This window comes from Thermus antranikianii DSM 12462 (genome assembly GCF_000423905.1).
GTDB lineage: Bacteria > Deinococcota > Deinococci > Deinococcales > Thermaceae > Thermus > Thermus antranikianii.
In genome coordinates this window covers 72533-84535 of the sequence record NZ_AUIW01000002.1, presented here as the reverse complement: position 1 = coordinate 84535, position 12003 = coordinate 72533, and the positions used below count along the sequence as shown (strand labels likewise).

Sequence of the window (12003 nt, the reverse complement as noted above, 5' to 3'; positions counted from 1 at the left end):
GCCTTATAATGCCTAACGGCCTTGTCCGGCCGAGGAGGTGGAAAGCTTGAACCTGCACGAGTATCAAGCCAAAGAGATCCTGGCCCGTTATGGGGTACCGGTGCCGCCCGGCAAGGTGGCCTACACCCCCGACGAGGCCAAGAGGATCGCGGAGGAGCTGGGCAAGCGGGTGGTGATCAAGGCCCAGGTGCACGTGGGCGGGAGAGGCAAGGCCGGGGGCGTGAAGCTGGCGGACACCCCCCAGGAAGCCTACGAGAAGGCCCAGGCCATCCTGGGGATGAACATCAAGGGCCTCACGGTGAAGAAGGTCCTGGTGGCCGAGGCGGTGGACATCGCCAAGGAGTACTACGCCGGCCTCATCCTGGACCGCGCCCGGAAGCGGGTGGTCCTCATGCTCTCCAAGGAAGGGGGGGTGGACATCGAGGAGGTGGCGGCGGAGCGCCCGGAGGCTATCCACAAGTTCTGGATCGACCCCCACAAGGGTTTTCGTCCCTTTGAGGCCCGGGAGATGGTAAAAAAAGCGGGCCTCGAGGGCAACCTCAACAAGCTGGCCCAGGTGCTGGTGGCCCTCTACCAGGCCTACGAGGGCGTGGATGCCTCCATCGCCGAGATCAACCCCCTGGTGGTCACCACCGACGGCCAGATCGTGGCCGCCGACGCCAAGATCGTCCTGGACGATAACGCCCTCTTCCGGCACCCCGAGCTGATGGAGCTCAGGGAGATCGAGGCCGAGCATCCCCTAGAGGTGGAGGCCAGCAACTACGGCTTCGCCTACGTGAAGCTTCAGGGGAACATCGGCATCATCGGCAACGGGGCCGGCCTGGTCATGTACACCCTGGACCTGGTGAACCGGGTGGGCGGCAGACCCGCCAACTTCCTGGACATCGGGGGCGGGGCCAAGGCGGAGGTGGTCTATAACGCCCTCAAGGTGGTCCTTAAGGACCCCGACGTGAAGGGGGTGTTTATCAACATCTTCGGCGGCATCACCCGCGCGGACGAGGTGGCCAAGGGGGTGATCCGAGCCCTGGAGGAGGGGCTCCTCACCAAGCCCGTGGTCATGCGGGTGGCGGGAACCGCCGAGGAAGAGGCCAAAAGGCTCCTGGAGGGCAGGCCCATCTACATGTACCCCACGTCCATCGAGGCGGCCAAGGCCATCGTGGCCATGGTGGGAGGTGCGGCGTGATCCTGATCAACCGCGAAACCCGCGTCCTGGTCCAGGGCATCACCGGTCGGGAAGGGCAGTTCCACACCCGGCAGATGCTGGAATACGGCACCAAGGTGGTGGCCGGCGTGACCCCGGGCAAAGGGGGTAGCGAGGTCCTGGGTCTTCCCGTGTACGACACGGTAAAGGAAGCCGTGGCCCACCATGCTATTGACGCTTCCATCATCTTCGTACCGGCGCCTGCCGCAGCGGATGCGGCCCTCGAGGCGGCCCACGCCGGCATCCCCCTCATCGTCCTCATCACCGAGGGCATCCCCACCCTGGACATGGTGAAGGCGGTGGAGGAGATCAAGGCCCTGGGAAGCCGCCTCATCGGAGGCAACTGCCCGGGCATCATCAGCGCCGAGGAGAGCAAGATCGGCATCATGCCCGGCCACGTGTTCAAGCGGGGGAAGGTGGGGCTCATAAGCCGCTCCGGCACCCTCACCTACGAGGCCGCCGCCGCCCTTTCCCAGGCGGGACTGGGCACCACCACCACGGTGGGGATTGGAGGCGACCCGGTGATCGGCACCACCTTTAAGGACCTCCTCCCCCTCTTCAACGAGGACCCCGAGACCGAGGCCGTGGTCCTCATCGGGGAGATCGGGGGATCCGACGAGGAGGAGGCCGCAGCCTGGATCAAGGAGAACATGAAAAAGCCCGTGGTGGGCTTCATCGGCGGCCGTAGCGCCCCGAAGGGCAAGCGCATGGGCCACGCCGGAGCCATCATCATGGGGAACGTGGGCACCCCGGAGTCCAAGCTGAAGGCCTTCGCCGAGGCAGGTATCCCCGTGGCCGACACCATCGACGAAATCGTGGACCTGGTGAAGAAGGCCTTGGGCTAAAAGCCCTTAAGCCTCCCACCCTGGCTCGGCCAGGGTGGGGTGTTTTTCTTCATACCCTGCCCGTGGCCTCGGCCATCCAGCGAAGCCGTTCCCCGTGCTCGGGCAGGAGCTGGCCGGGCCTAAGCCGCCAAGCCCAGTTGCCCGAGGGGCGCCCAGGGTAGTTCATCCGGGCCTCGCTTCCCAACGCCAACACATCCTGCACAGGGTAGACGGCCAGCCTGGCCACCGACTTCATCCCCAGGTGCATGAGGGCCCAGGGGATCTCCTCTTCCCTGTGGAACCCAATCCCCCACTCCGCCAGGTAGCGCCCAAGGAAAGCCCGCTCGTGGGGGGTAGCGGTGCGGTACCAGCCCAAGGTGGTGTCGTTGTCGTGGGTGCCGGTGTAGACCACCACCCGGCCGTGGGAGGGGTAGTTGTGGGGCAAGAAGGGGTTTTCCATCCCCCCGTCAAAGGCGAACTGCAGGACCTTCATCCCCGGAAGGCCAAACCGGTCCCTTAGGGCCTCCACCTCGGGGGTGATCACCCCTAGGTCCTCCGCCAGGATGGGCACCCGGCCAAAGGTTTCCTGAATCTTCCGAAAGAGCTTCTCCCCCGGAGCCTTCACCCAGCGTCCCTCCACTGCCGTGGGGCAGGAGGCAGGAATCTCCCAGTAGGCTTCAAAGCCCCGGAAGTGGTCGATGCGCACCAGGTGGAAAAGCTCCAAGGCCTTCCTCAGGCGCTCTATCCAGAAGGAGAACCCCTCCCTTTCCAGCACCTCCCAGCGGTACAGGGGATTCCCCCAGCGCTGGCCCGTTTCCGAAAAGTAATCCGGCGGCACCCCCGCCACCACCGTGGGCCTTCCCTCCTCATCCAGGTGGAACCACTCGGGGTGGGCCCAGACCTCCGCGGAGTCCTCGGCCACGAAGATGGGCATGTCGCCGATCAAGGAGAGGCCCAAAGCCTCCGCCGCCTCCCTCAAGGCCTGCCACTGCCGGAAGAAAAGCCACTGGGTCCAGGCGTGGAAGGCCACCTCTTGGGAGAGGGCCAAAGACGCTTCCCTTAAAGCCCTTTCCTCCCTCAGGCGTAGGGGCATGGGCCAGCGGTTCCAGGGAAGGCCTCCGTGGTGGGCCTTCAAGGCCATGAAGAGGGCGTAGTCATCCAACCAGCTCCTTTCCCGGTCCCAAAAGGCCTGGAAGGCCTCCTTTTCCTCCCGGCTAGCCCGCTCCTGGAAACCCCGGAAGGCTTCCCTAAGCGCCGGCCACTTCCAGGCGTAGAGCCAGCCGTAATCCACCCGGCCCTCGGGAAAACCGGGGTCCTCGAGGCGGAGGTACCCCGCCTCCGCCAAAGGGCGGAGGTCGATGAGGTAGGGGTTCCCGGCAAAGGCGCTGAAGGACTGGTAGGGGGAGTCTCCGTATCCTGTGGGCCCTAAGGGCAAAACCTGCCAGTAGCGGGCCCCAAACTCCCTCAGGAATCGGAGGAAGGCGAAAGCCTCCTCCCCAAGAACGCCAACCCCATAGGGTCCGGGAAGGCTGGTGGGGTGGAGAAGCAGGCCGTAGGCGCGCGGAAGCTCCATGGACCCAGTTTACCCCAGGTTTGGAAACCCTTCCAGAGGCTGACAGAGCCTAAGCGGTTTGGGTCCACCAGGGAATCGGGCAAGCCAAAGCCTAGCCCACCTTGTTCCCCTTCTCGTCGTAGGTGTAAAACCCTCGGCCCGTCTTGCGGCCCAGAAGCCCCGCCTGCACCATGCGGCGGAGAAGAGGAGAAGGCCGGTACTTGTCGTCGCCAAATCCCCGGTGCAGCACCTCCATGATGGCCAAGCAGGTATCCAGGCCGATAAGGTCAGCCAGCTCCAGGGGACCCATAGGGTGGTTCATCCCCAGGCGCATGACCCCGTCGATGGCCTCCTTGGTGGCCACCCCTTCCCTCAGGGCCTCGATGGCCTCGTTGATCATGGGCATGAGGAGGCGGTTGGAGACAAAGCCGGGGTAGTCCTGGACCTCGAGGGGGGTCTTCCCCATCCGCCTCGCCACCTCCACCACCACATCCCGGGTTTCCTCGGAGGTAAGCTCCCCCCGGATCACCTCCACCAGTTGCATCAAGGGCACGGGGTTAAAGAAGTGCATGCCGATGAAGCGCTCCGGCCTTCCCGAGTAGCGGGCCAAGGCGGTGATGGGAATGGAAGAAGTGTTGCTGGCGAGAATCGCCTCGGGTTTCACCAGGCTTCCCAGGCGCTCAAAGAGGCGGCGTTTTTCCCCCTCGTCCTCCACGATGGCCTCCACGATCAGGTCCGCCTCCGCCAGGTCCCCCAGGACCACGGTGGTGCGGATCCGCCCTAAGGTGGCCTCGAGGTCCTGCGGGGCAATCCGCCCCTTCTCCACAAACTTGCCTAGGGAACGCTGGATGGCCTTCAGGCCCCTTTCCAGGAAGCTCTCGGCCACGTCCACCAGCACCACCTCAAAACCCGCCTGGGCCGCCACCTGGGCGATCCCGCTTCCCATCTGCCCTGCGCCCACCACGCCGATTTTCCTTACCTCCATACCGGCACCTCGGGGGCTATTTTACGCCCTTAAGGTTCACCAAAAGGACGCCCGCCAGGGCCAGGGTCCCGCCCACCAGGGATAAGGGGGAAGGCACCTCGCCCAGCCAAAGGTAGGCGACGAGGATGGCCAGGACTGGGGAAAGGTACAAAAAGCTGGACAAACGGGAGGCCGGGGTGCGGGAAAGGGCATAGGTCCAGGTGAGGTAGGCCAAGGCGCCAGGGAAAATCCCCAAATAGAGGGTGCTGAGAAGGGCCGGGCGAGGTGCGGTGGAAAGGGCCTCCCCCAGGCCGGGAAAGAAGACGAAAAGGGGAAGCGTACCTAACACCATGGTGTAGACCGTCATCTCCCGGCTACCGTAACGGGCAAAAAGGGGCTTCTGCCAGACGAAGTACAAGGAGGTGGAAAGGGCGGAAAGCAGGATCAAAAAAGCCCCCGGGCTCAAAGACACCCCACCCCCCTCCCCAAAGGCGATGAACAAGGAACCCATGAAGGCCAGGGCAAATCCCAGAAGCCCCATGGGCTTAAGCCGCTCCCCCAGGAGGAAATAGGAGAGAAGTGCGGTAAACACCGGCCCAGTGGCGATGAGGAGGCTAGCCGCCCCGGCGCTCACCGTTAGCTCCCCGTAAACCAAGGCGGTGTGGTACACGGTGATGCCCAAAAACCCCAGGAGGAAAAGCCGGGGAAGGTCCTCCCTCCTGGGTGGACGGAGGCCCTGAAAACGGGCGTAGAGGAGGAGAAGGGCGCTGGCCACCAAAAAGCGCAGGAGGACCAGGTGGCCTGGACTCAGGCCCTCTAACCCCGCGCGGATGCCCGCAAAGGCGCTGGCCCAGAAGAGGATGGTGAGGAAGGCGGCTGCCAGGGCCTTAGGTTCCATAAGGACCCACCAGATAGTAGAGGCCCTGGTGCAAAAAACCCCTCTCCAAAAGGGCGTTCACCTCCTTAGCCCCCACCTTGCTCACCCGCTCCTTGACCGCGGAAAGGGAAAGGTAGCGCCCCGTGTAAAGGTATTCCATCCCCAGGTGGAACAGCCTCCCCATGGGGGTTTCCCCCGCAAACACCAGCGCCGTGGCCAGGGGCGTCTTGGCCCTCTCCACCTCCTCCTCCCGCACGCCCTCGCGGGCGATCCGGCCAAGCTCCTCTTGAAGGACAGCCAGCACCGCCTCCTTGTTCGTCGGGTCCGCCTGCACGTAAGCGTGGAAGAAGCCTGCCCGGTCCGCCTCCTCGTGGCCAAAGGAGGCCGCTTCGGCGAGGCCCGTATCCACCAAGGCGAAATGGAGCCGCCCCGAGCCCTCTTCTCCCAGAAGATGGGCCAGCACCTGGGCGGCAAAGCGTTCCTCCTCCTGATAGCCTACCCCGGGGAAAAGGCCCACCAAATAGAGGGCCCGGGCCTTCTCGTAGGGGTGCTCCTCCACCCCCTGGGCGGGGCTTAAGGGCGGGTAAGCCCTCCCCGCCTCCCCCAAAGGCCAATCCTCCGTAAGCCTTTCCGCCTCAGCCACCAGGGCCTCAAAGTCCACCTTTCCCGTGGCGGCCAGGACCATGTTCCCCGGAAGGTAGCGCCTTGCGTGGTACCGGGCCATCTGGTCCCGGGTGAGGGCCGTGATGCTTTCCACCGTCCCCAACACGCTATTCCCCAAGGGGTGGCCGGCGAAAAACCGGGCCCGGGCCCAGTCGTAGGCCATAAAACCGGGGCGGTCCTGGTAGCGGGCGATCTCCTCCAGGATCACCTTCTTCTCGGTGTCAAAGTCCTCCTGGCGCAAAGCAGGGCGCATGAGCCTGGAAAAGAGTTCCAGAAGGGGAAAGGCGAACTCCGGCAACACGGCCCCGTAGAAGACCGTGGCCTCCTCGGAAGTGAAGGCGTTGTACTGGGCCCCCAAGCGGTCAAAGGCCAGGTTCACCGAAAGGGCATCCATTCCCTCGGGACCCTTGAAGACCATGTGCTCCAGGAAATGGCTTACCCCGCTCTCCCCGGGGGCCTCGTCCCGGGCCCCGGTCCTTACGAAATACCCCAAGGCCACGCTGCGGGCCCCAGGAACCACCTCAGCGATGACCCTCAGGCCATTCCTTAGTTCCGCTTCACGAAACATCGTCCACCTCGCCCAAAAGCCCCACCCAGGGGTTGCGGTAGGGATGCGCCCGCAAGAAGGCGTTCACCGCCTCGAGGCCCGTCCCCTCGATGGCCCCCTCGATCTCGGAAAGGGACCGGATCCGCCCGAGCACGTAGAGGTCCCGGGCCATGGAACCCGCCCGGCTACGGATGGATTCATCCGCCATCACCAAGGCGGTCTTCAGCCCCACCTTGGCCCGGGCAAGCTCCTCCTCCGTGACGCCCTCCGCCAGGCGCTCCATCTCGGCCAGCATGACCCTTAGGGTTTCCCGGGCCCGCTCCTTGGTGGTGCCCCCGTAGGCCATGAGGAGGCCCTGGCCCTTAACCCCGGCGGGGAAGGCGCTCACCGCATAGACCAGGCCCCGTTTCTCCCGCACCTCGGTGAAAAGGCGGCTGCTCATGCCTCCCGAAAGCACCTCCAAGGCCAGCCTGGCCGCGTAGAACCGGGGGTCCTCCGGCCCCACGTCGGTATAGGCCAGGCCGATCTGCACCTGGGCCGTGGGTCGCTTGAGGGTAAAGGAATGGGGCTCCGAAAGAAGAGGGGTTGGGTAGGAGGCCTCCTCCCCCTCCCAGGCCAAAAGGGGCTCCACCGCCCGAAGGAGCCTCTCCCAGGAAACCCCTCCCGCCACCGCCAGGATAGCCCCCCTAGGGGTGTAGCGGTGCCGATAATCCTCCCGCACCGCCTCAGGGGTAGCCCGCTTCAAGCTTTCCTCCTCCCCCAAGGGGTCCCGGCCGTGGGGGGAGAGGAAGACCCTTTTCCGGAGCTCAGAGAAAAGCTTCCGGGAAGGCTGGTCCTCCTGGGAGAGGAGGGCCTGCAGGGCCACGCTTCTCACCGCTTCAAAGCCCTCCTCCGGAAGCCGGGGTCTCAGGAGAAGAAGGGCATAGAGCCGGAAAACCTCCTCCAGCACCTCCGGCAAAAAGGCGGCGGAAAAGAGGGTGTACTCCAACCCCGCCCCGCTTTGCCGCCTAACCCCCAAGGCGTCCAGGGCCTGGGCTAGGCCCCGGGCATCCAGCTCCCCAGCCCCCTTCCACAGCCAACCCTCTATGAGGGTACTGGCCCCCAAAAGCCCCTCGGGCTCGTTTACCGCTCCGGCGGGCACCAGAAGCTGGAAGGCCACCCCGGGGTAGTCCCGCTCCTCGAGGGCTAGAACAAGCCCATTCGGTAGTCGTTCCACGCGGCTCACAGGCCTAAGGGTATCATGGAGGGCGTGAGGGAAGGGGAACTTCGGGAAAGGCTCCTCAGGCCCATATTGCGGGAGCTAAAGGACGGAGCCAGGGACCAGGTGGTGGTGGGGGGCTTGGAAAACCTCATCCAGAACCTGGCCAAACCCTTCCCCAGGCTCCAGAGCCTCTTCCAGGGGTATGGGGGAAAAACCCCGGAGGAACGAAAGGAGATCCTCTTGGAGGCCATCCGCTTCCTTAAAGACGGCCTGACGGCCCCTCCCCCCAGGGCACAGGCGGCCTCCCTTCCTTCCCCATCCCGCCGCCTTACCCCCCAGGACCCCGCCCACCTCCTGGTTCCCCCGCAAAGCCGGAAAAAGCTTGCGGAACTTTCCCTCCACACGGTGCGGGACCTCCTCCACTACTATCCCCGCCGCTACGAGGACCGCAGGACCCTCCCCGGGGTACGCTTCCTGGAGGACGGCCAGAAGGCCACCCTCTCCGTGAAGGTCCTGAGCAAGGAGCTGGTGAAAACCCCCAAGAAGGGGATGCAGCTGGTGCAGGTGCGGGCCCAGGACGCCTGGGGCTTCCGCATCACCCTGGTCTGGTTCAACCAGACCTGGGTCCTTTCCCAGATCCAAGAGGGGGAGACCCTCATCGTCACGGGAAGGGTACAGAAGCGCAACGGGGTGCAGCTTTACGTGGAGCACTTCGAGAACGAGGGCACCGAGTCCCTCTCCACGGGCCGGATCGTGCCCATCTACCCTGCTAAGGAGGGCATCGGACAGGCCTTTTTGCGCCGCACCGTCCACCGGGCCCTGGAAACGGCCCTCCCCCTCCCTGACCCCCTGGAGCCTTACCGGGAGGAGCACCGCCTTCTTCCCTACTCCGAGGCCCTTCGCCAGATCCACTTCCCCGAGGACGAGGAGGCCCTCAAGAAGGCCCTCCTCCGCCTTAAGTTTGACGAGTACGTGCTCTTGGAGCTAAAAGCCCTCTTGGACGCCGGGGGGCTGGTCCTGGGCCGAAGCTTTAAGGTGGAGGAAACCTGGACGGAAACCTTCAAGAAAACCCTTCCCTTCCCCCTGACCCGGGCCCAGGAAAGGGTTATGGCGGAAATCGCCCAGGACATGCAAAGCCCCAGGCAGATGGCCCGCCTCCTCCAGGGGGACGTGGGCTCGGGTAAAACCGTGGTGGCCGCCTACGCCCTCTACCTCGCCGCCCTGAACGGGGCCCAGGGAGCCCTTATGGCCCCCACGGAGATCCTGGCCAAGCAGCACTACCAGAACCTCACCCGCTACCTCTTCCCCCTGGGGGTGCGGGTGGAGCTCCTTCTGGGCTCCATGACCCCCAAGGAGCGGGAGGGGGCTATCGAGAGGCTTCTTTCCGGGGAGGCCCAGGTGGCGGTGGGCACCCACGCCCTCATCCAGGAGGGAGTAGGGTTCAAGGACCTGGGCCTGGCGGTGGTGGACGAGGAGCACCGCTTCGGCGTGTTGCAGCGGCGGGCCCTCCTGAAGCTGGCCAAGGTCCCCCCCGATGTGCTGGTGATGTCCGCCACCCCCATCCCCCGCTCCCTGGCCCTGACCCTTTACGGGGACCTCGAGGTCAGCATCCTGGACGAGATGCCCCCGGGGAGGAAGCCCGTTAAGACCAAGGTCCTCCCCCACCGCCTCCGCCTCCAGGCCTACGCCTTCGCCCGGGAGGAGGTGAGAAAGGGGCACCAGGTCTTCGTGGTAGCCCCGGCCATCGAGGAATCCGAGGAGCTGGACCTAAAGGCGGCCACCGCCCTCTACGAGGAGCTAAAGGGCCTTCTCCCCGAGGTGCGCATGGCCCTTCTCCACGGCAGGATGCCCGCACGGGAGAAGGATAGCGTCATGGAGGCCTTCCGAAAGGGGGAGTTCGACCTCCTGGTGTCCACCACCGTGGTGGAGGTGGGGGTGGATATCCCCAGGGCCAGCCTCATCATCGTGGAAAACGCTGAGCGCTTCGGCCTGGCCCAGCTCCACCAGCTTAGGGGCCGGGTGGGGCGAGGGGGGCTCGAAGGCTACGCCATCCTCATCGCCGGGGAAGCCAGCCAGAAGACCCTAAAGCGCCTTAAGGTCCTGGAGGAATCGGGAGACGGCTTCTACATCGCCGAGATGGACCTGAAGCTAAGGGGTCCTGGGGAACTCAGGGGCACCCGGCAGTCCGGCTACCCGGAGCTGAAGCTCGGGGACCTCTCCCAGGACACCGAGGTCATCGAGCAAGCCCGGGCCCTGGCCAAGCGCATCCTGGAGATGGACCCCGACCTTTCCCTGCCCCAGCACCAGGCTCTTAAGGAGGAGCTCCGGGCCCAGGCGGAGCGCATTGGTTTCCGGGAGGTTATCTAGAAGGATGCCTGAGGAAGGCAACGGACTTTTGGAAACAGCCCAGGGGAGGTGGGACGCGCCGGGATGAGGGCCCTGCCCCATCCCCATATCCCCGCCTTCGCCTCTGAGGGAGGGGTCCTGAGGGCCGAAGGCCTGCGAAGCTACCTTCTCGAGCTGCGGGAGGCCTACACCGCCTACGCCCCGGTACCCCCCGTGACCCTTTACGTGCTCTCTGAGGGGGACTGGCGGGCCCTGGTGCCCTACCCCTACGGCCTGGCCTTCCAGCGAAGCGAGGGGGGAAGGCTTTCCCTCTTTGCCCCCCTCACCTACCCCGAAAGGCTCCTCCACCGTTTCCGGGAGGTCCTGCTTCCCCTAGGGCCTCCTCCCATGGAAATCCCCTCCTTCTTGGACCTGAACCTGGGCCACGAGTACGCCCACGCCCTGCAGGTGGCCTGGCGCCTGAGGGCGGGGGTAAGGTGGCTGGACGAGTTCTTCGCCAACTACCTCTTCCTCTTGGGCCTGGCTAAGGCCAGGCCGGACCTAGCGGAATCCCTCCTGGCCTTTAGCCGCTACCTAAGCCGCCTGGAACCGGACAGGCGAAGCCTTTCCGCCTACGAGAGGAGGCGGGGGGACCTGAAAAGCGCCCTCTGGTTCCAGGCCCAGTTCACGCTGAAGTCCCGGGAAATCCTGGAAAGGAAGGGGGACGGCCTCCTCCTGGCCTTCCTCGAGGCCGCCCCCCTGGACCGGAAAAAGGGGCACGCGATCCTGCTGGAGCAGGACCCGGAGCTTAAGGCATGGTTCGCCGCCTTCGGCCTCAGGGGCGCACCCTAGGCGCCGCCTTCCCCTCCGCCAGGGCCCTAAGCCACTCCAGGAAGGACACCTCCCCCACCTTCAAGGTGTAGAGCTCCGGCCGGGGCAGGATGCAGTGCTGGCCACCCGGGGCCAGGTAGAAGGTGTAGTTTTCCGCCTGGGCCGGGGCCAGGACCGCCCTCAGGGCCCCTTCCGCCCACTCCCGGGCCGTGGCCTCCGAAGGAGCCCGCTCCCCCTTCATCAGCCCGTAGAAGAAGATCTGGGTGCCGTCCAAAAGGGTGGTGTACTGGGCGATTTGGGCCTTGGGGAAGGCCTTGGCCAGGGCCAGGTAGATCTCGGCCACCTGGGGGTTCGGGGGCAAGCCGGGAAGCTCCGGCAGGCGCGGGTTCCACACGCCAAACCCCGGGAAGTCCGGGGTGCGCACCCCCACCCCAGCGTCCCCGCAGACGGCCACCCGGGCGTTTTTGTAGGTGGAAAGCACCTTATCCGCCCAGAACACCGCCCCATAGGCCCCGGCGGAGCAGCCGGTCACAAAGACCTTTTCCGGGTCCGGGTGGTTGCGGAAGACGTACTCCAAGGCCGCCAGGGCGTTCCTGGCCCCCTGGTGGTGGACCTTGAAGCCCCCGTAGTCCACCGTGGCCCGGCCCACGTGGAGATCCCCCGTGCAGTAGGGCACGAAGACATGGGTCCAGCCGTAGAAGGGGTTGGCCACGCTCAGGCGGTTGTAGATGCCCTGGGCCAGAAGAAGCTCCTGCACATCCACCCGCTTGCGGTAGGTCTGGCTTTGCGGGCCGCAGGTGGCGGCGTTCCAGCAGGCCCCACCCCCCTGGAAGTCGATGACCACCTTTTTGGGATCCCCCGGGCTTACGTAGAACCGGTAGGGGGAACCATCGGAGCATACGCCACCCGGAACCTCCACTGCCTTCCAAACGGCCTCGAGGCCCTGGGCCAGGGCCAAACCCAGGAACAAAAGGAAGGCTAGAAACCGCTTCATTGTTCACCTCCGCTCGAAGTGTAT

At 65.3% G+C, this 12003-nt stretch carries 10 protein-coding genes; 4 read left to right on the top strand and 6 right to left on the bottom strand.

The window, feature by feature from the left end:
* Window positions 1-46: 46 nt before the first annotated feature.
* Together sucC and sucD are read left to right on the top strand one after the other, a co-directional pair.
* On the top strand, window positions 47-1183 hold the full coding sequence (sucC, locus tag G584_RS0102145; RefSeq protein ID WP_028493129.1) for an ADP-forming succinate--CoA ligase subunit beta: 1137 nt from the start codon (window positions 47-49) through the stop codon (window positions 1181-1183).
* On the top strand, window positions 1180-2046 hold the full coding sequence (sucD, locus tag G584_RS0102140; protein WP_028493128.1) for a succinate--CoA ligase subunit alpha: 867 nt from the start codon (window positions 1180-1182) through the stop codon (window positions 2044-2046). Before sucC ends, sucD begins: the two co-directional genes overlap by 4 nt.
* 49 nt (window positions 2047-2095) lie before the next feature.
* Here the strand turns inward: sucD and malQ are convergent, their stop codons facing one another.
* The 5 genes from malQ to G584_RS0102115 all read right to left on the bottom strand — a co-directional run bounded on the left by malQ (window position 2096) and on the right by G584_RS0102115 (window position 7853).
* Window positions 2096-3598 carry a 4-alpha-glucanotransferase gene (gene malQ / locus G584_RS0102135; protein ID WP_028493127.1) on the bottom strand — a complete coding sequence of 501 codons (1503 nt, stop codon included), beginning with the start codon at window positions 3596-3598 and terminating at the stop codon, window positions 2096-2098.
* A gap of 91 nt (window positions 3599-3689) precedes the next feature.
* A complete protein-coding gene (locus G584_RS0102130; protein WP_028493126.1) occupies window positions 3690-4562 on the bottom strand; it encodes a 3-hydroxybutyryl-CoA dehydrogenase in 873 nt (290 codons plus the stop codon).
* Between the two features lie 16 nt (window positions 4563-4578).
* Entirely contained in the window at window positions 4579-5439 is an 861-nt protein-coding gene (locus G584_RS0102125; protein ID WP_028493125.1) for a DMT family transporter, read from the bottom strand.
* On the bottom strand, window positions 5429-6649 hold the full coding sequence (locus tag G584_RS0102120; RefSeq protein ID WP_028493124.1) for a M16 family metallopeptidase: 1221 nt from the start codon (window positions 6647-6649) through the stop codon (window positions 5429-5431). The genes G584_RS0102125 and G584_RS0102120 overlap by 11 nt, the downstream gene beginning before the upstream one ends.
* A complete protein-coding gene (locus G584_RS0102115; RefSeq protein WP_028493123.1) occupies window positions 6639-7853 on the bottom strand; it encodes a M16 family metallopeptidase in 1215 nt (404 codons plus the stop codon). Before G584_RS0102115 ends, G584_RS0102120 begins: the two co-directional genes overlap by 11 nt.
* A gap of 15 nt (window positions 7854-7868) precedes the next feature.
* Between G584_RS0102115 and recG the strand changes: the two genes are divergently transcribed.
* Both recG and G584_RS0102105 read left to right on the top strand, forming a co-directional pair.
* The gene (recG, locus tag G584_RS0102110; protein WP_028493122.1) at window positions 7869-10196 is read left to right on the top strand and encodes an ATP-dependent DNA helicase RecG; all 2328 of its coding nucleotides are present in this window, start codon (window positions 7869-7871) and stop codon (window positions 10194-10196) included.
* 63 nt (window positions 10197-10259) lie between these two features.
* A complete protein-coding gene (locus G584_RS0102105; protein WP_028493121.1) occupies window positions 10260-11006 on the top strand; it encodes a hypothetical protein in 747 nt (248 codons plus the stop codon).
* On the opposite strand, the gene G584_RS0102100 is transcribed toward G584_RS0102105, so the two are convergent.
* Window positions 10990-11979, bottom strand: coding sequence for a pectin acetylesterase-family hydrolase (locus G584_RS0102100; RefSeq protein ID WP_028493120.1), 990 nt, complete (start codon window positions 11977-11979; stop codon window positions 10990-10992). The two genes, G584_RS0102105 and G584_RS0102100, sit on opposite strands and share 17 nt — an antisense overlap.
* Between the last annotated feature and the right edge of the window lie 24 nt (window positions 11980-12003).

Bases quoted from the DNA above. Each gene is read 5' to 3' on its own strand.
- malQ (WP_028493127.1), bottom strand. From the start codon at position 3,598: ATGGAGCTTCCGCGCGCCTACGGCCTGCTTCTCCACCCCACCAGCCTT.
- G584_RS0102130 (WP_028493126.1), bottom strand. From the start codon at position 4,562: ATGGAGGTAAGGAAAATCGGCGTGGTGGGCGCAGGGCAGATGGGAAGC.
- G584_RS0102125 (WP_028493125.1), bottom strand. From the start codon at position 5,439: ATGGAACCTAAGGCCCTGGCAGCCGCCTTCCTCACCATCCTCTTCTGG.
- G584_RS0102120 (WP_028493124.1), bottom strand. From the start codon at position 6,649: ATGTTTCGTGAAGCGGAACTAAGGAATGGCCTGAGGGTCATCGCTGAG.
- recG (WP_028493122.1), top strand. From the start codon at position 7,869: ATGGAGGGCGTGAGGGAAGGGGAACTTCGGGAAAGGCTCCTCAGGCCC.
- G584_RS0102105 (WP_028493121.1), top strand. From the start codon at position 10,260: ATGAGGGCCCTGCCCCATCCCCATATCCCCGCCTTCGCCTCTGAGGGA.
- G584_RS0102100 (WP_028493120.1), bottom strand. From the start codon at position 11,979: ATGAAGCGGTTTCTAGCCTTCCTTTTGTTCCTGGGTTTGGCCCTGGCC.